The sequence below is a fragment of the Parabacteroides sp. AF21-43 genome (assembly GCF_003635435.1).
Taxonomy (GTDB): Bacteria; Bacteroidota; Bacteroidia; order Bacteroidales; family Tannerellaceae; genus Parabacteroides; species Parabacteroides distasonis.
Genome location: NZ_QTMG01000004.1, coordinates 212290 through 238397 on the forward strand (window position 1 = coordinate 212290; position 26108 = coordinate 238397).

General features: G+C 42.9%; 21 protein-coding genes. 16 read left to right on the forward strand and 5 right to left on the reverse strand.

Translation table 11 applies throughout. The features are described 5' to 3' along the window. Nucleotides 1-2: 2 nt before the first annotated feature. The 5 genes from DWX84_RS05075 to DWX84_RS05100 form a co-directional block, all read right to left on the reverse strand. Nucleotides 3-803 (reverse strand): head GIN domain-containing protein, encoded by an 801-nt coding sequence (locus DWX84_RS05075; RefSeq protein ID WP_048926975.1) that lies wholly within the window; start codon nt 801-803, stop codon nt 3-5. Continuing rightward, nucleotides 800-1588: a head GIN domain-containing protein gene (locus DWX84_RS05080; protein WP_048926976.1), complete on the reverse strand. Its 789-nt coding sequence runs from the start codon at nt 1586-1588 to the stop codon at nt 800-802. Before DWX84_RS05080 ends, DWX84_RS05075 begins: the two co-directional genes overlap by 4 nt. A gap of 152 nt (nt 1589-1740) precedes the next feature. Next, a complete protein-coding gene (locus DWX84_RS05090; RefSeq protein WP_022193049.1) occupies nt 1741-2565 on the reverse strand; it encodes a head GIN domain-containing protein in 825 nt (274 codons plus the stop codon). A gap of 20 nt (nt 2566-2585) precedes the next feature. Continuing rightward, nucleotides 2586-3395 (reverse strand): head GIN domain-containing protein, encoded by an 810-nt coding sequence (locus DWX84_RS05095; protein WP_008773133.1) that lies wholly within the window; start codon nt 3393-3395, stop codon nt 2586-2588. Nucleotides 3396-3482: 87 nt separating this feature from the next. Further along, nucleotides 3483-5687, reverse strand: a complete 2205-nt coding sequence (locus DWX84_RS05100) for an alpha/beta hydrolase (RefSeq protein WP_048926977.1) — start codon at nt 5685-5687, stop codon at nt 3483-3485. Between the two features lie 104 nt (nt 5688-5791). Here DWX84_RS05100 and DWX84_RS05105 point away from each other — a divergent pair, with 104 nt between their 5' ends. The 16 genes from DWX84_RS05105 (at nt 5792) to DWX84_RS05180 (ending at nt 26026) form a co-directional block, all read left to right on the forward strand. Continuing rightward, nucleotides 5792-6271 carry a pyridoxamine 5'-phosphate oxidase family protein gene (locus tag DWX84_RS05105; protein WP_005860241.1) on the forward strand — a complete coding sequence of 160 codons (480 nt, stop codon included), beginning with the start codon at nt 5792-5794 and terminating at the stop codon, nt 6269-6271. 13 nt (nt 6272-6284) lie between these two features. Then, complete coding sequence (locus DWX84_RS05110) at nt 6285-7493, forward strand: hypothetical protein (RefSeq protein ID WP_048926978.1); 1209 nt, start codon at nt 6285-6287, stop codon at nt 7491-7493. Nucleotides 7494-7928: 435 nt separating this feature from the next. Next, nucleotides 7929-9680, forward strand: coding sequence for a tetratricopeptide repeat protein (locus tag DWX84_RS05115; RefSeq protein WP_048926979.1), 1752 nt, complete (start codon nt 7929-7931; stop codon nt 9678-9680). Nucleotides 9681-9793: 113 nt separating this feature from the next. Continuing rightward, a complete protein-coding gene (locus DWX84_RS05120) occupies nt 9794-10162 on the forward strand; it encodes a DUF3244 domain-containing protein (protein WP_008773129.1) in 369 nt (122 codons plus the stop codon). Between the two features lie 11 nt (nt 10163-10173). Then, a complete protein-coding gene (locus DWX84_RS05125) occupies nt 10174-10389 on the forward strand; it encodes a hypothetical protein (protein ID WP_008773128.1) in 216 nt (71 codons plus the stop codon). A gap of 69 nt (nt 10390-10458) precedes the next feature. Beyond that, nucleotides 10459-11586, forward strand: a complete 1128-nt coding sequence (locus DWX84_RS05130; protein WP_083434088.1) for a 6-bladed beta-propeller — start codon at nt 10459-10461, stop codon at nt 11584-11586. Continuing rightward, the gene (locus DWX84_RS05135) at nt 11583-12470 is read left to right on the forward strand and encodes a DUF1573 domain-containing protein (protein WP_083434089.1); all 888 of its coding nucleotides are present in this window, start codon (nt 11583-11585) and stop codon (nt 12468-12470) included. Before DWX84_RS05130 ends, DWX84_RS05135 begins: the two co-directional genes overlap by 4 nt. 12 nt (nt 12471-12482) lie before the next feature. Next, a complete protein-coding gene (locus DWX84_RS05140) occupies nt 12483-13469 on the forward strand; it encodes a BF3164 family lipoprotein (protein WP_048926982.1) in 987 nt (328 codons plus the stop codon). A gap of 118 nt (nt 13470-13587) precedes the next feature. Then, nucleotides 13588-15150 carry an ATP-binding protein gene (locus DWX84_RS05145; protein WP_005863597.1) on the forward strand — a complete coding sequence of 521 codons (1563 nt, stop codon included), beginning with the start codon at nt 13588-13590 and terminating at the stop codon, nt 15148-15150. Nucleotides 15151-15219: 69 nt separating this feature from the next. Next, nucleotides 15220-16119: a serine O-acetyltransferase gene (locus tag DWX84_RS05150; protein WP_005860231.1), complete on the forward strand. Its 900-nt coding sequence runs from the start codon at nt 15220-15222 to the stop codon at nt 16117-16119. Between the two features lie 130 nt (nt 16120-16249). After that, a complete protein-coding gene (locus DWX84_RS05155) occupies nt 16250-17800 on the forward strand; it encodes a class I SAM-dependent RNA methyltransferase (protein ID WP_005863595.1) in 1551 nt (516 codons plus the stop codon). After that, nucleotides 17781-19982, forward strand: a complete 2202-nt coding sequence (locus tag DWX84_RS05160) for a S9 family peptidase (protein WP_121960712.1) — start codon at nt 17781-17783, stop codon at nt 19980-19982. The genes DWX84_RS05155 and DWX84_RS05160 overlap by 20 nt, the downstream gene beginning before the upstream one ends. Nucleotides 19983-20017: 35 nt before the next feature. Further along, nucleotides 20018-21289, forward strand: a complete 1272-nt coding sequence (purD, locus tag DWX84_RS05165) for a phosphoribosylamine--glycine ligase (protein ID WP_005863591.1) — start codon at nt 20018-20020, stop codon at nt 21287-21289. 24 nt (nt 21290-21313) lie between these two features. Continuing rightward, the gene (locus DWX84_RS05170; protein ID WP_233573913.1) at nt 21314-23896 is read left to right on the forward strand and encodes a family 78 glycoside hydrolase catalytic domain; all 2583 of its coding nucleotides are present in this window, start codon (nt 21314-21316) and stop codon (nt 23894-23896) included. 679 nt (nt 23897-24575) lie between these two features. Continuing rightward, nucleotides 24576-25592, forward strand: a complete 1017-nt coding sequence (locus DWX84_RS05175; protein WP_005860222.1) for a hypothetical protein — start codon at nt 24576-24578, stop codon at nt 25590-25592. Then, nucleotides 25577-26026: a YqaA family protein gene (locus DWX84_RS05180; RefSeq protein ID WP_005863579.1), complete on the forward strand. Its 450-nt coding sequence runs from the start codon at nt 25577-25579 to the stop codon at nt 26024-26026. Before DWX84_RS05175 ends, DWX84_RS05180 begins: the two co-directional genes overlap by 16 nt. Nucleotides 26027-26108: the final 82 nt, after the last annotated feature.

Sequence of the window (26108 nt, forward strand, 5' to 3'; positions counted from 1 at the left end):
AATCACTCCACCTTCTCGATCTTACCGGAGCCCATTACCTTTTTTTGGATATCTTGGGGATCTCCTTTGTATTTTACGGAACCGCTACCGGCTATCTCTGCCTTGATTTTGTTTACGACAGAGGCTTCTATGTCTCCACTACCGGCAATCTTGCACTCAAGCTCATCCATGTTACAATCGAAAGCACGTACTGTACCGCTACCGGCGATCGAGAATTCAGCTATGCCTACGGTTCCCCCTAGAACGATCGTGTTAGACCCGGCCATATCCCCGTTTAATTCCTCACAATACACTTTATGGCCAACGAAATCTCCGCTACCGGCGATCTCTATCTTTAGGTTTGTAAAAGAGGCCGTGTCGTGGAATTGGATAATCCCGCTACCGGCTAATCCTGCCTCGAACTCCTCGGCTTGTAGAGGGGAATTTATATTTACATGGGTACTGCCTGCCGCCGCTAGTTTCTTTAGATTGCGGGAGTTGGCCGTAACCATGAACTCGGTCGGACGGAAATTCGTATGTTTCCTGAATTCTTTTTTCGGACGGATCTTAAGCTTATGGTTCTCTACATTAAACTCATATTTCTCGAAGATATTCCGGTCTGTCTTTATTTCCAAACCTTCAGGAGCTTCGGATTGCGTGTAATTCACGACCATGCCTCCTCCCTCTAACTCAAGACAGTCATACTCGGAAACCGGGATGTTTTCCGTGGTGATATTGCCGTCTCCTTTTATGGTTTGTGTAGGGATACAGCCTGTCGTAGAAAAGATCACCAGCAGACATAGGTATATAATTCTTGTTTTCATTCTTTTACTTCTTCTACGGTACCTTTACCGATTATTCTCTGTTGAACTGCTGTCGGGCCTTTATAACGGATATTTCCTTTACCGATTACGTTGGCCTTTAAATTATCGGTAGCATGTACTTCCGCTAAGCCATTGCCTGTTACTTTGCAACTTAGCAGAGGAACCGCTAACCCAAAAGCGTGTATATCACCACTGCTGACGATACTGTAGTCTCCTTCTTTTGCGTTACCTTTCTTGATTGTTATAGAGCCGGAGCCATCGATATCACATTCGATCTTGTCGGCTTCCAGATGATTGACAACCATATTTGCGCTACCGGATACATTCAAATCCAGTTTACCGACCGTAACTGTCTCTTTCAGTTGCACCAAGCTATTGGCGTTCGCCTTAATAACGGTCTCGTCTCCGGTAAGCGGACTGTTTACCATGAAGTTGGCATTTCCGGAAACTTTTGCGGCGGCAAGCCATTTAGAATTCGTCTTTACGATAAACTTCGTGAAATGATCTACCTTCGCTCCTTTGAAAGCGATGGTTAAGACGCGATCCTTCACCTCGATATTGACATAGGGATGAAGATTCTGGTCTACGGTAACCTCCACGGTGGAAGGATCATCGGATTGCTCGTAATTGAAATCAATTACGCCATCCACCTTAATCTCGTTATAATCGGCGACAGAAATCTTTTTCGAGGTCAATTTACCATCGCCTTTTACATGATCTGCGGCCCAACCGGTAGTGACCCATCCTAGGAAAAATACCATTAATAAGATAGCCTTTGTTTTCATAAGTATCGTTTTTTGTGATTCTACTTTTTAATTTAGACTCTATAAATAAAGAGTTGGTTACAAAAATAGCAAGAAAAAGCTACCGGATATCACATCGAGTAGCTTTTTTAAATTTGATAATGTGTGTATTTTAAAATAATGTGTGTGTTCGATCAATTCGCACCTTGGATGGAGCCAGAGCCGGACTTTGATTTATGCACGCTCGCTGGGCCTTTATAGCGGATGTCTCCACTGCCCGAAACCGATAGGTTCATGTTATCTTTGGCATAAACACGGGCATCTCCGCTACCGCTTACCGAGCAACTCAAATCATTGACAGATAAGTCGTATGCTTTTATATCTCCACTGCCCGATACGGAATAGCGGGCCTCGTCCGCCTTACCTTTCAAGGTGATGTCTCCGGAGCCTGAAACCTTGCTGGTAAGATTCTTGCAGTCCAAATCTTCAAAAACCAGATCGCCGGAGCCGGATACCGAGAACTCACCTAATCGTAATTTCACGTTATGTGGGAACTTTACGTCGCTGGAGCCGGAAATCTTGATTTCCAGTTGATCCTCGGAAAAAGCGTTCTGCGCCTCAAAATCCATCGGGCCGGAAGTCTTTAAGTATTTCAGAGTCTTCGAGCTTCCTTCGATTACATACTGGGTCGGTTTGATACGGGTCCCGTCTTGTATGCGGATAGCTAACCGTCCGTTATTGGATTTGATCGAGAGGAGTGGGAATAGATTCTCGTCGATCGTAATTTTCAAGGAAGCGCTTCGTCCATGCGTATATTTGAATACCGGGAATTTCTTGTTGCTTCTATTTCCCCAAAAATTATTGCCGGAATATTCGATATTTCCACCCAGTTCGATCTCGCTATAGTTATCTACCGATATCTCTTTCGTAATTATATTCCCATTTCCTTCTACTTTACTAGCCTCTGCCATGAAGGCACAAAAGATGAGGGCTATTACCGCTACTAATTTTGTTTTCATCGTTCGTATGTATTAAATGTTTATTTGACTTTGTTGATCGAGCCGGAGCCCATGATAGACTTACTGATCTCCGGATCTCCTTTATAATGGATCTCGCCACTACCTACGATATTAGCATCCAAGATTTGCGTGGCATATACGCTGATCTCGCCGCTGCTGGCGATATTACACTCTGCTTTACGTGCTTGGCAGTCAAAGGCTTTAATCTCACCACTTCCCGCTACATTGAATGAGGCACGATCTACGGTTCCTATTACCTCGATTTCCCCGCTGCTGGCGAGGCTGCAAGATAGGTTGTCCAGCTGTATATCCTTGGCGATGATATTTCCGCTACCGGCCATGTTACATTCAAGCTTGTAACCTTTTACGGGGCCTCTCAACTCAACGTTTCCACTACCGGCCATATTGATCTCCATCCGGTTTACTTTCGTCGGTTTGCTGATAATGAAACTGCCGGAACCTACCGTATTCAACTCTTTTAGTTCCTTGGAGTTGGATTTTATCTTGTAGACGGTCGGCCTCAAGTCGTAGGAGTTATTATTAAAACCTTTCTTGATAGATTTCGGATAGATCTTTAACGTACCGCCTTCTACTTCGGTCACGAGGTAATCAAATAAGTTCTCATCGATCGTTACGGATAGATAAGGCGCTTTATCCGACTGTTCATACTCGAAATCAGCGGAGCCAACGAACGTAATCTCGTCGTAATCGCTAATCTTTATCTCCCGGGTTTCCGGATTTCCATTTCCATCGATACGTCGGTCGGCGGCGAATCCGCAAACTGCGATCATCTGTATGCAGAATATAAAAAGTGATACTCTCGTCTTCATCGTCTTTAATTTTTTAGGTTCTTTTCTTAATAGACGAGCGAGTATCTGTAAGGGTTGCAGAAATAAGGGACTTTTTTCGAATAAGGATCAATTTATTCCGATTCTATCTAAAATGATTTCCCCTTTATCTTTTTTATTGAAGATAAAGCGGATTTCCTTCAGTTGGTCGATGGATAGGCTATCTCCTTGATTGAAGGAGGATAACGGAATCTCTACATACTGTAGTACTTTCTCAGAAACCTTCTCTTTTCCCAGCGAGAGTAAAGTACTACATTTCGTTAGCTCTGGTTTTAATAACGGAGGAAGCACATAGAATGAAGAGAAATCTTTTTTTACGCTTGTCTCGCCAAACGTTAATTCAAGCGTGAAATCTACCGCATCGATTGTATCCGAGTTATTCCCGATAAAGAAGAACAGATTCTTTACCGTGTTGATATCCAAAGAGGCTAAGGCCGCTGAATCTATTTGAAGCGTATATTCGGCCTGTTGGAGGGAATTCGTATCCTTTTTCTCCCATCCCAGATAAACAGCGGAGGTTAATTGGGATGTGCTCTCATCGTCTTTCAGTATTAAGGCTTCTTCTTTCCACGTTTTTAAGTTTTGCCCATGAATGCTACAGTCTTTCAATGTAGCTGTAGTTACATCCAGATCTTCTTCGTAATCGGCTATATATTTAAAACCGGAGTCTTCGTATTGGTTGAAATAATATCCTTTGGGAATGATAGCTTTCGCTAGGCGGTAATCTTTTAAGATCGATAGATTTTCTTTCTTGCCTTTTAATGAGGCGTCGAGAAATGCGGATATATAGGTTTGGGCGATCTTGCGTTGACCCTCACCGTCCATTAAAGGGGTCAGATTGAGGAGTGCCGAATAAGGGAAGGGCATATCTTTCCGCCCCCATACGGTGTTGAATTGTCCATGATTGGCCGCATAGATATATAATACGGACTTGAAATGGAAATTCGTATCCGTGAAGTGAAGGTTGTTATATTTTCGGCTTCCTGCCATGGAAAACACATCTTGATCATACCCTCCCTGTAAAAGTAGATAATCGATATTCTCCAGCTCCAAAGGCTTATCTTTGTGCATGCTATAAAATGCGGTTGGAGCGATCTCTACGATTCCTTTGATGGAGAAATTGAAGTTGAAATCCTGATAGGCATCCTTGTAATATCTTTTTTGCTTGTTGATCACGGTCGCTAGAGGAGCGGCTTGCCCTCCTCTGGAATGTCCGACAAGCGCTATATTATCCATATCAACCGTTTGGTAAAAGGGGTTGTCTTCTTGTTGGTTCCATTCTCTCCAGCATTCCAGATGCTTTAGGATTAGCCAAGCTCTCGTGAATATCTCATTATGGCTATAATCCCCACTCCAATTGCTGTTTAGGAAATTCTCGTCTATCGAGGCGGCGATGTACCCTTTGCTTGCTAATAAAGTGGCGATATATTCGTAGCCGGGGTCTGAATATTCTTGTATAAGATGGTTACCGTGTACGAATATAACCAGCGGGAAAGGGCCTTGGCCCTCAGGATACCATACTTGTCCGTTGATCGGGTAATTGGAGGCGTCGAATCCCCAAAAAAATTCTCTTATCCAATTATCGAATCCGGAAGTCTGGTCGAAAAAGGGAGTGGCATCTACAGAGGAGGTTTTTATATCGCATGAGTTTGCGTATTCATCCCTGTTTTTATCATCCCCATTTCCATATGTCAATGTTTTTACTGTATAGGTTCCTTCGATGGTAGGATCAGGAGCGTTGAATGTAGGGGCTTTTTGGTTCCAATAATTTTCCGAGACCGGGGTCGTATGATCAGATCCTTCATTAGCCAAGAAATAAACAACGCATGTGTTTAGCCCTAATACAATCAATATCAATGTGATTGATACTTTCTTCTTGATGCCGATGTAAACAGAGTATCCTATTAGAGCACCACAAAGCAGTTCGAATCCGATAAACATCCGGCTAGTATCCGGATAAGGAAGAAATCCGACTAATATATAAGTAGATAAACAGATTCCGACAAACCAAGGATTGAATAACCTTATGATCTTAAAGCCCCATGTGCTTAGTAAGGCGATCAGGCTTGATAGAATGCCCACGGTTATCAATGCGATACTAAGATCCGATATAGGCGATATTCCGATTTTCAGATAAGATAGGCTGATAATTACGAGGTATAAGGTAAAAGTAGCCAATGCTCCTATAGTTGCTCCTTTCCATGATTTTTTGGCGGTCTTGATCACGGTGGCTTCGCAAGCCTGTAAAAAGGAGAAGATTGTGTTTTTTGTCATTCTAATTTGATTTTTTAGTTTAGACGGTGAAAGTAGAGAAGCCGTTACAAATATAAGAGGATTTTTTTATAATTTTGTGTTTGATAAGAATCAAACAAAGGAATATGAAGACACTTATACACACGGACAAGGAACAGATCGAATCGATTATCCGTCAGAGCGATGTTTGCTTTGTGGGCATGGCGGATACAGATGGAACGCCTTATGTATTACCGATGAATTTCGGTTATAAGGATGGCGTGATTTATTTACACTCGGCGCAGGATGGACGAAGCATCTCTATATTGGAACGTAATCCGAAAGTCTGTATTACGTTTAGTATTGACCATGCCTTGGTTTTCCAGCACCCGGAGGTAGCTTGTAGCTACCGTATGCGTTCGAAGAGCGTGATCGCTTGGGGAAAGGTCGCTTACGAAGAGGATTTCGACAAGAAGGTGGAAGCCTTGGATATTATCATGAAGCAATATTCCGATAAGACTTTCCGTTATAGCGATCCGGCGGTCCGTAACGTGAAGATTTGGACGGTAGATATAGACGAGGTCAGCTGTAAGGAATTTGGCGCTCCTCATAAGAAATCTTATTAAATCAATAAATGATATGAAAAAACTACTTCTTTTATTCGTTCTATGTCTTTGTTTTCCGGTGGTTGACAAGGCTTGTACCTCCATTATAATCACTGGAAAGGCTACTCTCGACGGGCGTCCGTTGATGTGGAAACACCGGGATACCGGCGCTCCGTATAACCATATCGGTTATTTTGACGAAGGTGGCTATCGTTTTCTGGGGCTGGTAAATAGCGATGATCCGGAGGGAGCCGTGTGGACCGGAAGCAATGAGACGGGCTTCTCTATCATGAATACGGCTTCTTATAACTTGAAAGACGATGATATAAAGGAGATGGATCAAGAGGGAAACTTGATGCGAAAAGCCTTGAGAGTCTGTAAGACGGTGCAGGATTTCGAGCATTTCTTGGATACCTTGCCTCGCCCGATGCGTGTGGAGGCTAATTTCGGAGTGATCGATGCTTATGGTGGCGCGGCTTATTATGAGACGAATAATGAGCGATATTATAAGAAAGACGCGAATGATCCGAATCTGGCGCCGGAAGGTTACTTGATTTATACGAATTTCTCTTTCGAGGGGCGTACGGATGAAGGCAAAGGGTATGTACGTTATGAGAACGCGAAAAAGATCTTTAAGGAAATGCGGGACGGAGGATTTACTCCTCAGCGTATCTTTCAACAGGCTTCCCGCTCTTTTTATAATAGCTTGCTGGATATCGATTTGATGGACAAAGAGCAAAGTCCGAACAATCGTACGGGTTGGTTTGTGGAGCAGGATTTCATCCCTCGTCTGGAAAGTACGGCCTCTATCGTAATCCAAGGCGTGAGATCCGGCATGAATCCGGAATTGACAACGATGTGGACTGCCTTGGGATATCCTCCTACCTCTGTCGCTATTCCTCTTTGGGTGAAAATTGGAAAGGAGCAAAGCGCTTTAGTTACTTACGACGCATCCTATAAAACAGCCCTATTAGATTGGTATTCCGTTCAATTACAGAAGAATGTCTACTCCATACATCGTGGCAACGGTCAAAAGTATTTGCATTGGCAACTGTTATGGAATGATGACCAATCTGGTTATATCCAACAGCTTCGTGCAGTAGAGAACCGGATTTTCGATTTATTTGACGCTCATAAGACGGAGTGGGAGCAAAATGGATTGGATACAAAGGAAATACAACGGCTGTATAAGGAAGTCGATAAGCTCGTAAATAAAGCCTTCTTGGGGCTTCAAAAATCATAACCATAAGGTATTTTGTTGATAGTGAAAAATACAGTAAGTATTTAAAATATACGTATTGATAATGTCTTTATAATCAGACTGATAAAAAGTTGATGATGTTTCCGGAAAAATATGTACGTGTTTTTCCGGAAACACGTACGAGAATTTGTGAAAACACGTACGTGTTTTGGGAAACAGATAATGAGGTTTTAAATGCATTTGGAAAAATGTACAATAACTATGTGGAAAATAAGCACTGTATCCCCTTCTAATTATCGAAAGTTTTTAGGGTTATATCCCAACAGGCCTTTTTCCCAGTACTACTCCTTCCTTTGTAGAATATATACTTCAACTGCTCTAGGAGATATACTTCATAGGCCAAGGAAGTAGTACTTGCGCAGTTGGCGTATTTCAAGAAGTTACGTATATTAGCGACCTGAATCTAATATGAAAAACATGAAACGCACATATAGTACCTTTATGATTTTAGCTGGATTATTGCTTCATCTTCTCGGAGGATGTAATCGGACATATCCATATCCGGACACATTGCTTGAAGTAGATCAATTATTGAATAATCGCCAAGCGGATAGCGCATTAGCTTTATTGACGTATTATAAAGATACCGCCAAACATTATGACTTATCTACACAAATGTACCTCAATCTGTTAATGATCAAGGCACAGGATAAGTGCTATATCACTCATACATCAGACTCCTTGATTAATGAAATTGTAGATTATTACGAAAAGCATGGGCCGGAAGACTTGCTTACCGAGGCTTATTATCTGAAAGGGAGTGTGTACGAGGAGATGGGAGATCCTATAAGGTCTTTGGAATATTTCCAAAAAGTATTAACTCGTTTAGAAAAGACGGACGAATTTCGGTTTAAAGGCTTACTATGTTCTCGCATTGGCACATTATATATGTTTCAAGCACTTTATGATGAGGCGTTACCTTTCTTCCGGAAGGCTTGTCTGTATAATCAGTTGGCGGGTGATAGCATCGGTTTGGTTTATGGTTTGAGGGATCTGGGGCGATACTATGAAGTAAAGAAACGGATGGATAGTACTTTTATCTATTTCAATAAAGCTTGGAATATGGCTCAAAATATTCAAGAGGCTGAATTGGAAAAGATTGTCGCCCAAGAAATGGCACATGCTTATTTAAATTATAAGGATACTAATAAGGTTCGTTTTATCCTTGAAAAAATCAAAAATATAAAAAGTGATGATGACCCCGCTTTCACATATAATATATGGGCGAATTTTTATAAAGTGACAAATAGAGTGGATTCTATGGCCTTTTTTTATCAGAAATCGTTGGTGGTAGGTAATGTACATGTAAAACGGAAAGCCTCTAAAGAGTTATATTTAATAGAAAATAAGAAACAAAATTATAAGGAAGCTAACCGTTATATGCGATTGTATGTAAAACAAGTGGATTCTATCCGGAAGCTTACCGAGACAGAATCTCTTCGTAAGATGCATGCTCTTTATAATAGGGAAAGAATGGAATTGTTTCAAGAAAAGCTAAAACGAGAAAATATCCAATTACGTTATGAGATTGGAGTTGTTGGTATCTTATTGTTAGCGGTTTCTGTTATTTGTTATCTATTTTACAAGAAAAGAAAATTGCAACGAATATTATTAGAGGAGAAAATTGGACAGATATTGAATGAGTATGAGCAAAAAAGTCAACGAACGAAACTGGAAAACGATCAAAAGATATTAGGTTTGGAAGAGCAATTAAAGACGTTGAATTCTAAGAAAGATGATTTACAAAAGAAAATATTGAATGCGGATAAAGAGGTATTGGCGAAACAGAATGATATTATCCAAGCAAAGAAAGCTAAACAAGCCGTATTAATGGAGCAGCTGGAGCGAACAGATGTTTATCATGCTTTTATGATGAAAGTACAAGCCAAAGAAAAGGCTTCTACAAAAGATTTTGTGGATTTAGGTAATTTGATAGACTCTTTGTTTGACAATTTCTCAATTCGCCTTCGCAATGCATGTCCTTCGATTAATTCTATGGATCTGTGCATGTGCTATTTGATCAAAATCGGTATCTCCCCTATAGATATAGCCTCTCTACAACTCCGTTCTCCCTCCGCTATCTCTATGGCTCGTAAGCGGCTTGCTCGGAAAATATTGGGAGACTCTGGCACAATCGGTAAATTAGATAAGTTGATACGCTCGTTTTAGTTATTAACCACAGAAATGTGAATATTTCACTAGCGGAAGTGAAATAGATGTGAAATATAAGGTCTTGACAGGTATGCTAAAAGGGCTACCTTTGCAAAAAAACGAAGTGTATCATGAAAAGTAGAAGTTGGATATTATTACTGATGATCCTGTTTTTAGCTTGTCCTTTATTTGCGGATGAGGAACCTATCGATATGGATGAAGAACCAAGTACAGATAGCTGGAATAGGGGTGATAGATCAATCAACTATTGTCCTTTCGTTAGCCATGATGGTGATATCCTCTATATTTATTCGGAGGTACCATTGGTTGGATTGCGAGTTACAGTGAAGGATATGAATGGAATGGTTGTATATTCTAATGTCTTATCTATAACCGGAGGAGATAAGGTCGTTTTAGATTTAGATGTAGTAGGCGGAGAGTTCTTATTGATATTGAACGATAACAGTAGATGTTTATATGGTATTTTTAGTTTAACATAAAAAATAAGATTATGAACAAGAAAATTATTAGTATTATAACATTAGCAACTTTTATGCTTGTTGGAGGATTCGGATTTATTCCTGTAAAAAATGCGAATGTAAAGGCTTTAGCTCAAGATGCAAGAATGCCAAATGGGAGTGTTGTTGATCATGACGTAGAACCGGGTCCGGATGGAGAACCTGTTCATACATATAAATGTACGGGAGATGGAATTTGTGGTCATTAAATAATCGGAACAAAGGGAAATTTAGCTATAACTAGATTTCCCTTTGTTATAAATAGAGAAAATGTATTTATGAAAATGCGATATTCCTTTTTGCTTTTGTCTTTTTTCTACTTAATAGCATGTCAAGATAAAGTTGAGACAATAGACATCCCTGTTGTGAATTTTGGAAACGATTGTAAAGAGAGTTTATTAGATAGGATAAAATGCCAATTCATACCTTTATCTACAGATAGCATATTATTAGGTCGAATAGATGTGGTGAAATTTGTTGATAAACGAATATTTGTTTTGGATAGCAAACGGACAAATACTTTATGTGTGTTTGGCGATGATGGACGATTCATTACTAAAGTGTCGTCTTTTGGAGAGGGGCCTACGGAATATAGTTACTTATCAAGTTTTTTCATAGACGAAGAGAAACGAATTCTTACATTGGCAGATTACAATCGTGCTTATTTACGTTATTATGATTTAGATACTTATAAGTATCTCTCTTGTGATAAATTTGATTTTTATACGGATTGTGTACCTTTAGGCGATGATAGATGGGCTTGGTATATGCCTAGAGGATTTATGACACCTAAGCGAAAAGGGTATTACTTGAAAATTACGAATAGGGATAATGAGACAATCTCATTGTTGAATTCCACTTATTTTGTATCTCCCCACGTGATTAACTCCAGCTCTCATTTCCATCAATATCAAGGAAATACTTTTATTCATTTTCCATTTTCTGCAACTGTATGGAAAGTAGAGAGAGATACTTCTTTACTAGCTTATGAGGTCTCTTTTGGGAATAGGCAAATGCCTCCTCTTGATTATATGATGAAGATCGGAAAAGATCAAAAAAATTATACGGGAGAATTATTTGAATCTGGTTATGTCTACACATATAAATTATCTGAACTTGAGGATTATTTGCAAGTTACTTTTATGTGTGGAAAATCAACTTATTTTGGATTCTATAACAAAGATGATGAAATAACTTTTACCTATGAGTTCCCAGAGTTTATTCGTGCTACAGGTCTGGCAGGCCTTCGTGGTTTGACGGGGACGCATAATGATTGCTTCGTGGGATATATAGATCCTGGGGTATTGAAAAGAAATTATACACCTCACGCTAATTTGCAGGAACTTTCAGATAAGGCAAAGGAAGATGATAACCCTATTCTTTGTTTGTTCAAGTTTGAGGAATGAAAATGAAAAAAATAGTTTGTGTAGGCTATAAATTGGTATTATTGCTCATCCCTTTAGTTCTTTCATTGCTAAGTTGTAATGGGAGAAGGGAGTATGATGTGATGCGAATTGTTGAAGAGTGGGAAGGAAAAGAGATAATATTTCCTGATAGCCTATCTTTTATGCGTTATGGCATAGAACCGGTAGATTTCTCGATCGGGACAGGATATAAAATTCTTGTATACGTGGATTCTACAGGATGTGCTAGTTGTAAGATGCAATTGGAGGAGTGGAATCGCTTTATTTCTTATGTGGATTCTGTAGCAAATGAATCATGTCAATACTTATTTTTTATACATACAAGATACCCTAAAGAGATGAGTTATGTGCTGAAGAATGCAAAATTTAATATACCTGTTTGTATAGATATAGATAATTCTTTAGATAAGATAAATGATTTTCCCGATAATATATTATTTCAGACTTTTCTTCTAAATTCAGAGAATAGAGTGGTATATATAGGCAATCCGGTATATAGTTCTGCTATTCAAGATTTATATGAGGATGTACTTGTCCGGGATCAACAAAAGAAAGAAGAAGATCCTAAAATAATTGTTGATCCAGCGGAGGTGAATTTAGGTTCTTTGAGTTTGGGTGAAGAAAAAATGGCTATATTTGAGTTGAAAAATAATAGTGATGAATTATTGGTCATAGAGAATGTTTCCACAACTTGTGATTGCGCTTCTATATCATTTGATAAACAGCCGGTTGTAGTTGGTGGATCTTTACAAGTGAGGGTAACAGTAAAGCCCAAAGAGATAGGTTTTTTCTCACAAACAGTTATCGTAAAATCTAATATTGGTAACTTTATAAAGTTACGGGTTGTAGGGCATGTTAATAATTAAAAGTATGGATTTATGAAAGGATATTTGGGGATTATTTTGTTTTTTCTGATTGCTTGTTCTGATGTAAGAAAAGAAAGTGTATTGTTGAAAGGAAATACATTGCTGGAAGGAAGAGCCGATAAATGGTATGATGAAGTGGGATTGACCGACTCGTATCTGATCTTGTTGGACCGCAAAAGTGATACGATTATCCAAGTGTTTAAGAAAGAAGATTTGTCGCATTTGCATGCGTTCGCACTGAAAGGATATGGTGCCGTTTATTTTTCTAACCCGGAGTTTATGAAGTCAAATACAAAAGAAACCGCCAGAAAGGACGAGTTCTGGATTGTGGATAACCAACTTACATTTAATAAGATGCAGGTGCTGGCGGATTCTTTGCGTTTTGATCGGAAATATATACTAATACCAGAACTTGTTCCCTCTACACATTATAATGTTACTACGAAAGAAATTTATGCGGTTCCGATCGTAGAGAAAAATGTTTATGGTCCTTTCTGCTATGCGAATCGGGAAGAGGGAATTTATTGGGTGGAGTCACCAAAAGTAGCAAGAACATATCGTTTTTGTAAGCACATCGCTTATTTGCCTAATCTTTGTGTGAATGAGCGGCAAAACAGTGTGGTTGCTGCCTTGCGCTTCTTTAATCGAATTGATTTTTACGATTTGAAGGGAACTTATCAAAGGAGCTTTACGTATGGGAAGGAGCCTATCGTGCCTTTATTGAAGAAAAATGACACCCAAGTGGATGTTCTTGGAACGACGAAATGCTTTATCGATATATGCGGTACGGATCAGTATGTATATTGCTTGTACGATGGTTCTGTGGATTTTTCTAATTTATCCACATTGCTGGTTCTTTCTTGGGATGGCAAGTTAAAGAAGCAATTGAATTTTGATCGTTCAATAAAGAGGATCGCCGTAGATTCCTCCGACCGCTTTTTGGTCGCCTTGGCCCAAGATGAAAGTGGAGTATTGGATGTGGTAAAATACCTGTTGTAAATGATATTCTTGACAGGCTGAAACTCCGCTTTCTCGAAAGCTAGTTTCAGTTTGGACATGTAAATAACTTGTGGAAGACAAGAATAGTAATTATCTTTGGAACAAAAGTGAAAAGATAATGACAAACAGTATCGTACGCAAACTGCCGATAGGTATACAGACCTTCGAGAAGATAAGGGAAGGGAATTATGTATATGTGGATAAGACGGAATGGGTGTGGCGGATGGCCTCGTTGGAGACACCGTTTTTCCTAAGTCGTCCCCGTAGGTTTGGAAAGAGCCTTTTGCTTTCTACTTTTGAGGCTTATTTTAAAGGAAGAAAAGATCTGTTTAAGGGATTGGCTATCGAACGGTTGGAACAGGATTGGATTGAGTATCCGGTGATCCATTTGGATTTGAATGCCAAGAAATTTGATACAGGGGAGGATCTGATTCGTCTTGTGGATAGGCAGTTGCTTGTTTACGAGGCTATATATGGTTCTAGTGATGCGGATGAGACGATTGATGACCGTTTGTTTACCTTGTTACGCTTGATTTGTGAACAGACAGGAAAACGGGTGGTCGTTTTAGTGGATGAGTATGATAAGCCTCTTTTGCAATCATTTGATAATGAGAAATTGCAAGAGGAGTATCGCCTAATGTTGAAAGCGTTCTATGGGGTGTTGAAAAGTGCGGATCGCTATTTGCGCTTTGTATTCCTAACCGGGGTGACAAAGTTCTCTCAAGTTAGCGTGTTTAGTGACTTGAACCAGTTGAACGATATTAGCATGGACTGGCAATTCGCAACGCTTTGTGGCATAACACGGGAAGAGTTAGCGACGAATTTTGTACCGGAGATAGAAGCCTTCGGGAAAAAGAATAATTGGTCGTTTGTTGAGGTGGTAGAGCGGATGGAACGTAATTATGATGGGTATCATTTTCATCAAGATGGAGTGGGAGTGTTTAATCCGTTCAGTGTACTGAATGCGTTCAATAAGCTGGAGTTGGAGAGTTATTGGTTTCAGACGGGTACGCCGACCTTTTTGGTGAGCCTCCTCCGTAAAAGTAATTATGATTTACGGCTTTTGATAGATGGTATCGAGGCGCCTGCTGCTTCATTCACTGAATATCGAGTAAACACCAATAATCCGATTCCGTTGATTTATCAGAGTGGATATTTGACGATAAAGGATTATGATCGGGAATTTCGTAATTATTTATTGGAATTTCCGAACGAAGAAGTAAAATATGGTTTTATTAATTTCTTAGTCCCTTACTATACCTCCATTTCCAAGGAAGAGCAGAGTTTTTATATTGGTAAATTTGTACAAGAATTACGGACAAAGGATATAGATGCTTTCCTTTCCCGTCTCCAAGCTTTCTTCGCTGATTTCCCGTATGAGTTGAATGATAAGACCGAACGTCATTATCAAGTGGTTTTCTATTTGGTCTTTAAGTTGATGGGGCAATTTACTGAGGCGGAGGTGCGAAGTGCCAGAGGACGTGCGGATGCGGTGGTTAAAACACCAAAATACATTTACGTCTTTGAGTTCAAGTTGAACGGAACCGCCGAGGAAGCCATATGGCAAATCGATGAGAAAGGTTATTTGGTTCCCTATCAGGCGGATGGGCGTAAGTTGATAAAGGTTGGCGTGGAATTTAGCGCTATAGAACGTAATATTAGTCGTTGGCTGTATTTTTGATGCCTCTTCGTGAAGGTGTTCTCAAATAAAATACTATTTTTGCGCATTATAAAGAATATTCCGCAAATAATGGATATACAGAGGCATAGTAGCGTATTGGGCGATACGGTGGAGAAGCTATCGGATGAGGCATCGTATAAACAATTGTTCCATGCGTACAGGGATGAGGAGGCGCTGCCCTCGGGCGAGGTGCTGAAAGAGATCATCGATCTATGCCGTGCGATCCTGTTCCCCGGTTATTATGGGAATGCCCGTATCAGTAAACAGACGATCCGTTTTCATACGGGCGTAAATGTTGAGACTCTTCATTCTTTATTATCCAAGCAGGTTTATGCGGGACTTTGTTTCGCGGATACATCTTGCGTGACTTGCCCGGAAGAAAAGATCTCCGCTGAGGCAGAGGCTATTTCGGAGGCTTTCATCTCTACGCTTCCGGAGATTCGCGGTCTGCTGGCTACGGATGTGGAGGCGACTTTCAATGGCGATCCCGCCGCTCAAAATCTAGGTGAGGTCATATTTTGTTATCCCGGTTTCCGGGCGATCGGTAATTACCGGATCGCCCATCAATTGTATAAGCTCGGGGTTCCTTATATTCCTCGTATGATTACGGAGATGGCACATTCCGAGACCGGTATCGATATCCATCCGGGCGCGAAGATCGGTCATCATTTCTCGATAGACCACGGGACGGGTACGGTGATCGGCGAGACGAGCGTGATCGGCAATTACGTCCGAATCTTTCAGGGCGTCAGCTTGGCGGGAGAGAAACTTCCCCCCGATGAGAACGGTAACGCTATCCGTGGCGTAGCCCGTCATCCTATCTTGGAAGATCATGTGACAGTATATTCTAATTCCACCTTAATCGGTAAAATCCGGATTGGCAGAGGGGCTACGATATGTGGTAACGTCTGGATAGCGGAGGATGTACCGGCAGGGAGTACGGTTACACAATTGAAAATTGAGAATTGAAAATTATCAAGAGGGTAGCTGGAAGGAGATCGAAGCATGTCAGAGAGCGAAATGAGAATAATTAATAATAAACAACGTAATACGCAATTGGGAATAATTTTCAATTCTCAATTCTCAATTTTCAATTAAAATGAGCGAGACATTTGAAATGGTGGCCAAAACCCTATACGGGTTGGAAGAGATCTTGGCCGAGGAGTTATTAGCTTTAGGTGCCAACGACTTGCAGATCGGTCGTCGTATGGTTTCCTTTACGGGTGATAAGGAATTGCTTTATAAAGCGAATTTCCACTGCCGTACTGCCCTGCGCATTCTGAAACCGATTTATCATTTCAAGGCCAAAGATGCTGATACCGTTTATAAAGAGGTGAAAAAGGTAGAGTGGGAGAAGTATTTGTCGCTGGACAAGACGTTCGCGATCGACTCGGTGATCTATTCCGAGGATTTCAATCACTCGAAGTTTGTCGCTTACCGTACGAAAGACGCTATCGTGGATTATTTCATCGAGAAGTTCAAGAAGCGTCCGTCCGTTCGTGTCAATAACCCGGACTTATATATCAATATCCATATTTCGCATAACGATTGTACCTTATCTATCGATAGCTCCGGCGAGTCTTTGCACAAGCGTGGTTATCGGGTGGATCAAACGGAAGCTCCGTTAAATGAGGTGTTGGCTGCCGGCATGATCCTAAAAACCGGTTGGAAAGGAGAATCTAATTTCGTAGATCCGATGTGTGGTTCCGGTACATTGTTGATCGAGGCTGCCATGATCGCCTTGAATATCGCTCCGGGTATCCATCGGAAAGAGTTCGCTTTCCAGAAATGGGTGGACTATGATGAGGAATTGTTCGATCGTATTTATAATGATGAGAGCGGGGAGCGTGAGTTCGCTTTCCATTGCTATGGCTCCGATATTTCCCAAGCCGCTATCGATATCGCCTTGGAGAATATCCGTAGCGCTGGCTTGATGAAATATATCGATCTGAAGGTGAAACCGTTCCAACAATATACAGAGGCTCCGAAGCCGGGTATATTGGTGACGAACCCACCTTATGGAGAGCGTATATCATCTCGTGATCTATTGGGATTGTATAATATGATCGGCGAGCGTTTGAAACACGTGTTCATGGGATATAAGGCTTGGATTTTGAGCTATAAAGATGAATGTTTCGATAAGATCGGCTTGCGCCCGAGCGAGAAGATCAAATTGATGAACGGTTCCTTGGAGTGCGAATACCGTTGCTATGAGTTATTTGAGGGAACTAATAAGGACTTCAAAAAGGCATTGAATGAGGATGGAGAGGAGCGTCCGCACAGATCGGAAGGCTCTTTCGAGCGTAGAGGCAATGATCGTCCAAACTTCCGTACGGGTCGTGTGGATCGTCCGGAGCGTCGTTTCGCCGCTGCCCATAGCGAGGATGATGAGGAGCGTTTCGCTTCCATTCCGGGGAAACGTATCTTTGGAGAGGATCGGGGAGAGGACCGTCCGGTCCGCAAGAAATTCGTGGATGCCCCGGTTCGTAAGCCGATCAAGCCAAAAGGAGAACGTCCTGTGAAAATGCGTTATCGGGATGAGGATGACCGTAAGAAAGGGTTTGGCGATCATAAGCGGGATGGAAAGCGCCCATTTAGCAAACCTATAAAGCCTATAAAACGGAGAGGATATGATGATTATGAGGATTAAATCATCTCTATTCACAAGCCTTTGTCTGATTTTATTAACGATGTCGATTACCGCCCAAGATAAGCAACTCTCCTTGCACGACTTGATTCCGGGAGGAAAAACGTATAGCCGCTTCGTACCTCGTGACTTGAAACAGTTACGATGGTGCGGGGACGAGTACTTATATGTTAAGGGAGATAGCGTGTTAGGAGCTAAGCCGGGGAAAAAAGAAGAGGTCCTTTTTTCGTTGGAAAGACTGAATGGGGCCTTGACGGCGGCAAATCTGCAGACGGTTGGTTCTTTGCCTAGCTTTTCGGTACCCTATGAAAGAGGTTCGGTCTTGGCTTTTACTAGCAAACAGCACCGGATTCATTATGACTATAAGAAAAATAAGGTAGTCGCTGATTATGCTTTGAAGAATAACTGGGCGAATTATGACTTTTGCCCGGCTACGAATAACTTAGCTTTTACGGAGGGAAACAATGTGCATATTTTATCCCCGGATGGACGAAATACGATTGTTACACGTGAAACACAGGATGGAATCGTATGCGGACAGGCTGTCCATCAACGGGAGTTCGGGATTACGAAAGGTATGTTTTGGTCTCCTAAAGGCTCGGCTCTAGCGTTTTATCGTATGGATGAGCGTATGGTGACCGCTTACCCGCTGGTGAATATCGATACTCGTTGCGCTACGCCGGTTCCTCATAAATATCCGATGGCTGGAATGAAGAGCCATGAGGTTACGGTGGGTGTCTATCAGGTAGCTACCGGGCAGACGGTTTGGTTGGAGACAGGCTTGCCGAAAGAGAAATATTTAACAAATATCGCTTGGAGTCCGGATGAGAAGAGTATTTATATCGCTGAGTTGAATCGTGAGCAGAACGAGATGCATTTGGTGCGGTACTCTGCCTTGACGGGAAAGAAAGAGGCTGATCTGTTTACCGAGACGGATCGTTGTTATGTGGAGCCGCAGCATCCCGTGCTTTTCTTGCCGAACGATCCGGATAAGTTTATCTGGCAGAGTGAGGCGGATGGCTATAACCATCTATATCTGTATGATACGACTGGAAAGGAATTAAGGAAGCTAACCGGTGGGGAATGGGTGGTTACCAAGGTGCTAGGCTTTAGCAAAGACGGAAATAAGGTGATTTTCGAGGGAACGGCACCTCATCCCGTATCTCCGAATATGCAAGGAACGGGGATGCAACGTTATATTTGGGAGACGGATTTGAGAACGGGTGATATCATGAATTGCTTGAGTTGGAAAGTGGGCGTGCACCGTTGGTTGCTGAGTCCCTCCGGCGAATATGCGATTGATTATGTAAGTTCTCCTTCTACCCCGAGGGATATCGATTTAATCCGTGTAAAGGACGCTAAGGTGATTTCTACCTTACTTTCCGCTCCGGATCCCTTTAAATTGTATCGGATGCCGCGGATCAAGGTTGGACATATCCTTGCTGCCGATGGTAAGACTCGCTTGAATTACCGGTTGACTTTACCGCCGGATTTGGATGAGACGAAGAAGTATCCTACGATTGTCTATGTATATGGAGGCCCTAAAGTCCAGCTTGTTACGGGCGACTGGCAAAACGGGGCTCGTGGTTGGGACCTCTATATGGCACAGAGAGGTTATGTGATGTTTACCGTGGATAGCCGCGGCTCGGCAAATCGTGGACATGCTTTTGAGAGCGTGATTCATCGTAATTTGGGTATCAATGAGATGGCGGACCAAGTGAAGGGTGTCGAGTTCCTGAAATCTTTGTCTTATGTGGATGCCGACCGTATCGGGGTACATGGCTGGAGTTATGGCGGTTTTATGACAACGAACTTGATGCTGACTTATCCGGAGATCTTTAAGGTGGGCGTGGCCGGAGGGCCGGTTATCGACTGGAGCAATTACGAGATTATGTATGGCGAGCGTTATATGGATCGCCCGCAGGATAATCCGGAAGGTTATAAGAACGCGAACCTGAAACTGAAGGCCGGTAATCTGAAAGGCCATCTGTTGATGATACATGGGGATATCGATCCGGTGGTAGTGTGGCAACACAGCCTTGGTTTCTTAAAGGCTTGCGTAGAGGCTGATACGTATCCGGATTACTTTGTGTATCCTCGCCATGAGCATAATGTGACCGGTAAGGACCGTCCGCATTTGCATGAGAAGATTACGAGGTATTTCGATGACTACCTTGGGTATTGAAAATGGAGAATTGAGAATTGAAAATTAGAAGAGATATGAATATATTGTTATTAGGCTCTGGTGGGCGTGAGCATGCGATCGCTTGGAAGATCGCTCAAAGCCCGAAAGTTGATAAGTTATTTATCGCTCCCGGTAACGCGGGAACAGCGTTGGTAGGAACCAACGTGGATATTAAAGCGGATGATTTTGCCGCTATCAAGGATTTTGCGTTGGCGAACCAAGTGAATATGGTCGTGGTAGGTCCCGAGGATCCTTTGGTGAAGGGTGTTTATGATTATTTCAAGAAGGATGAGGCATTAAGCTCCATCCCCGTGATCGGCCCGAGTGGGGAAGGTGCCCAATTGGAAGGTAGCAAGGATTTCGCCAAGGCGTTTATGATGCGTCATCATATCCCGACCGCTCGTTATAAGAGTATTTCCACTGAAAACTTAGAGGAAGGCTATGCGTTCTTGGAATCTCTTTCCGCTCCTTATGTATTGAAAGCGGATGGATTGGCTGCCGGTAAAGGGGTACTGATTATCGATAACTTGGAGGAGGCCAAGAAAGAGTTGGGAGATATGCTGGGCGGAATGTTTGGTGACGCGAGCAAGACGGTCGTGATCGAGGAGTTCTTGGATGGTATCGAATGCTCCGTATTCGTCTTGACGGATGGCAACGATTACAAGGTGCTTCCGGTAGCGAAAGATTATAAGCGTATCGGCGAGGGCAATACGGGCTTGAATACCGGTGGAATGGGAGCTGTTTCCCCGGTTCCTTTCGCGGATGAGGTCTTTATGGCGAAGGTGGACGAGCGTATTATCCGTCCTACCGTAGAGGGATTGAAAGCGGAGCATATCGATTATAAAGGTTTCATCTTCTTGGGTCTGATCAATGTGAAGAATGAGCCGATGGTGATAGAATACAATTGTCGTATGGGCGATCCGGAGACAGAGGTAGTCATGCTTCGTATCCAAAGCGATTTGGTTGATTTGCTGGAAGGGGTAGCGGAAGGCGATTTAGCGGCTCGTACATTGGTACAGGACCCTCGCGCGGCGGTTACGGTTATGTTGGTAAGCGGCGGTTATCCGGAGGCTTACGAGAAAAATAAGGTAATCACGGGATTGGATGGCGTATCCTCGAACAATATAGTGTTCCATGCCGGAACGAAGCTGGTAGACGGCCAGATCCTGACGAATGGCGGCCGTGTGATCGCGGTCAGTTCGTATGGGGCTACTAAGGAAGAGGCTTTGGCCCAATCTTTTGCCGGAGCTAAGCAGATCGATTTCGATAAGAAGTATTTCCGTCGGGATATCGGATTTGATCTGTAAATGACAATTAGAGAGAATATGCGTATGAAAAAACGAAAACTATTGCTTTTAGGGGTTGTTTGTGCGGCTCTCTATGCATGTTCGACTGATCAGACGAACGAATCGGGGAAGCGTGTCTTCGCATTGGATGATGCCGCTTGGAACCATTCCGAATGGATATCCGTGGCAAATGCTCCTGTCATAACGGGTGAGATCAACGGATCGAATGAGCGTGCGGCCGATGGTGCCGCTTGGTTCGTGAGTGTCGTAAAGAATGAAAAAGAGATAAACTCGGCACGCTGGATGACCACGGGCTTGGGTGTATACGAGTTATACGTGAATGGGAAGTTGATCGGAGAAGAGATTCTCAAACCGGGTTTTACGCATCCCTACAAGACGAAGCGTTCGTTTACGTATGAGGTAAGCAATGCCCTGTCGAAACAGGCGGGAGCGGAGAATGTTTTCGCTGTGCAGGTGACACCGGGATGGTGGGCCGATAAGATCATCACATACAGTGGCCAGCAAGGAATGGTGGGTACCAAGGTCGCTTTCCGTGGAGTGCTTGAGCTTACCTATGCGGATGGTAGCAAGGCGTACTTAGGTTCCAATACGAGCGATTGGAAAGCCGGGATCGCCGGACCGGTCAAACATGCCGCTATCTTTGATGGTGAGGAATATGATGCCCGTGAGTTACCGGGATACGATACGCTCGATAAGCTTTCGACACCGGAAAAGAATACGGAATTTGAGGGAGAGATACTTCCTTCAAATGGAGGTGAGGTCTATTTTCGTGAAGATTTGGCGCTTTCTCCTCAAAAAGCCTATCTATGGAAAGGGGGCACCGGAGAGAGTGAAGATGCTTATGGAAAGGTTGTTATAACGAAAGAATATGCGGCTGGCGAGGAAATGGTAGTTCATCCGGGCGAGACACTTGTCGTGGACTTTGGCCAGAATTGCGCGGCGGTTCCTGCTTTCGAGTTCATGGCAAAGGAGGGTACCCAACTAAATTGTCGTCCTTCTGAGATATTGAACGATGGAAATGGTGCGAAGAGCCGAGGAATGGATGGGCCTGAAGGTAGTTGCCATCGCTTGAATCTACGCACTCCGGATACCGGGATGTTACTCGACTATACCTTTGCGGATCATAAGGACTATACGACCTATCGCCCTCATCGCACGTTCTATGGTTATCGCTTCGTATCGATCACGGCCGATCAGGAGGTACGTATCCGGTCGATCCAGTCGATTCCTGTCTCCTCGATTACCCAACAGATGGAGACCGGATCAATAACGACCGGCAACAAACTAGTCAATCAGTTGATCTCAAATACCCTATGGGGACAACGTTCCAACTACCTCTCGGTTCCTACCGACTGTCCGCAGCGCAACGAACGGCTGGGATGGACCGCCGACACGCAGGTATTTGCTGAGACTGGTACTTTCTTTGCCAATACCGCTGATTTCTTTCATAAATGGATGCGTGATATGCGTGACACACAATCACCAACCGGTGCGTATCCCGGTGTCGCTCCATTGGCTCAATACGGTGCGTCTCCTACTGATATGAACCGCTTGGGCTGGTCGGATGCGGGAGTTATCGTGCCTTGGGTTGTCTGGAAACAATTTGGCGACACTCAGATTATCGATGAGAACTGGGCGGCGATGGAGAAATATCTCAATCATATCAACGAGACCAAGTATGACCATCATGCCCTCAGCGCGGAGAATGGCAATTACCAGTGGGCCGACTGGCTCAGTTACGAGCCGCTTGAGAGTTGCAGCGGCAGACATACAGCGAAGGATGGATCCGGAACGCTTCCGGAAGCCTATGATTATTGGAATTATCTAAGTGCGAATTACTGGCTTATAGATGCCGGAATGATGAGCGATATGGCTCGTGCGACGGGACGGGATGCCGAGAAATACGAAGCGATGGCTGCTCAAGCGAAACAGTATATATTGGATAAATTCTTGAATGCCGATGGAGAATTTAAGACGGCGATATTCAATACCATGCAGACGCCTGCCCTATTCGCCTTGAAGAACAAGCTGGTCGAAGGGGTAGCCAAGGAGAACATGATGAAACGACTGCGTGACAACTTCGCCGAGCATGGCAATTGCCTTCAGACAGGTTTCTTGGGTACTTCCATCCTGATGCCTACGCTTACGGAGAATGGAATGAGTGATATCGCTTACGAGCTTCTTTTCCAGCGCAAGAATCCGAGTTGGCTGTATTCGGTAGATAATGGGGCGACAACGATTTGGGAGCGTTGGAATAGCTATATGCTTGATAAAGGCATGGGACCGCAAGGCATGAACAGCTTTAATCACTATGCCTATGGATGTGTATGTGAATGGATGTGGGAGACCATGGCTGGTATCTCTGCGGATACGTCGGAGCCAGGATTCAAGCGCATTATCATGAAGCCGATTCCCGATAAGCGTCTGGAGTTCGTAAACGCGGAGTACAATTCGGCGGCAGGGATTATCAAGAGCTCTTGGAAGTATGAGGGAGACCAGTGGATTTGGGATTTCACCATTCCCGAAGGAGCGGTCGCTCTCGTGACACTTCCGGGCGAAAGCCAAGCTCACGAGTATCGTGCGGGTTCGTATCAGATCGTTAAATAAACAGTTTATACTTGGGGGTGTCAAATCTAATAAACCGGACTTTTGACACCCTCAAGATGTTATTGATAGCTTTCTATCCGATAAGCGATTTGTCATTTTGACAAACTGTAAACGAAACCTCCGGAGAATCGATTTTTCCCTACCCAAGTGCGGCTCGTCGCCAAATTCGCAAGAAAAAATCAGCAATCCTTTCATTGATAGTATAATACCGAAAAACCGCCTTTCATTCTAGCGAAAAGAATTCATCCTAATTCATATCCATTGACTTCTTTGGGCTATCCGATAGGGTTACGACTGGGTTCTAACAGGGTTACGATGCCCATTCACGACTACTAACAACCCTATTCATGACTGTTTATAATGCCCAACGGCAGTATAGACGTTGCCTGACGGTACTATATGTATAGGCTTTTGCCACCTTTCGTGCATGAAAACGAGGATATTTTCATCCAAAAGAGCGTTTTATCGCCGTTCTCGCCTTCTAGTTTGGTCGATTCACGAACAGTTCCTGTCATGATTAATGGTCAATAAGAATCAAAAAGAAAGGAAGTAGATATAAAAAGAATCGTAACGTCAATATCGTAACGTATAGAATCCTCATACGAACAAATAGAAATATTTTCATACCTTTGCCACTTATTTCATTCCTTTAGGATGTGAATATGAAAGAATAAGGTATATGGCAAGAGGAACAACTTCATATTACGGACGTAGATATACTATAGCGACACCTATGACCCATTTGTACATGCTTTGCGCTTGTATTTTTTGTTGGATCGTGGGGTATGTGGATTCGGTAGGTTATCCCGTGTATGGAGAGGTGACGGCTCCTCCTTTATGGAATGCCCTTTGTCTGGTTCTTCCGGGTAAGTTGTTTACCTATTTGATCGGTTTTTTGCTGATGGCCGGTGGTGCGTTTCTGGTGCATCGGGTAAACTATGCGTTGATGTTGATTCGTGAGAAGACATTGCTTCCCTTTCTCTTCTATGCCTTGTTGACAAGTACAAACCCGGATTTCTTTCCCTTGAAATCAACATCTGTCGGGGTGTTTTGTTTGATATTGGCCCTTTATCAGTTATTTACCTCTTATCATGACCCGGACGCTACGGATAAGGCTTATAACGCATCCTTGATTATCAGTATCGGAAGTCTGTTGTGGATACACATCCTTTGGTTCTTGCCGCTGTTTTGGCTGGGGATGTATAATTTCAGGACATTGAATATCCGGACCTTTGTCGCTTCCTTGTTCGGAATCTTGACGGTTTATTGGTTTGTTTTCGGATGGTGTGTCTGGGAATGGGATTTCACGGCATTTACCATACCTTTCACCTCCTTATTCAAGATCCGTTTCCTTGCGGTACTAGGGACGGGAATTATAGATTGGATACAGATTGTTTTAGTGGCGGGATTAACGATCATTGCCTCATTAAACATCGTTACACATGAGTATGAGGATAATTTGCGTACTCGTCAGTTTCTTTCTTTTCTGATTGTCATGGCCATTTGGTCGTTTGGATTGTTCTTTATCTATGAGCAGTCGTCCGAGGAATTTCTGGAAATGGCCTGTGTACCGGCGTCTATCTTGATCGCCCATTTTTTTACGGTGAACCGGGGGAAATATATCTTTTGGCTGTTCCATTTCTCGGTAGTTATGTTTATCGCATTATTAATGATACGTATATGGAATTTCTTATAGCCTACGGGTATATCGGGGTGTTTATCGCTTCTTTCTTAGCGGCTACGATCTTGCCGTTTAGCAGCGAGGTCGTATTGACGGGTGTATTATTGGCGGGTTCGGCTTATTGGCCTTGTATGATCGCCGCTACGCTTGGTAATTTCTTAGGTGGAATGAGCTGCTATTGGTTGGGGATGCTGGGAAAGGTAGAGTGGATCGAGAAATACCTCAAACTCGATCCGGTAAAACTACAGAAGGTGCAGGATTGGATCAAGGGAAAAGGCTCTTGGATGGGCTTCTTTGTTTTTCTTCCCGGTATCGGTGATTTTATCGCTGTCGCTCTAGGTTTCTTGCGGGCTAATATATGGGTCGTGGCGATCTCCATGTTCTTAGGAAAAGCGATCCGTTATTGGGTTTGGATGGAGTTTGTTTATAAGGTACAGTCCATGTTTTGATAACCCGAGACCTGTACCTTGCACGAAATCATTTCAAGCGTAATTGTCCCCTTTTCCGTGAACTTGATGGCGTTATCGATAA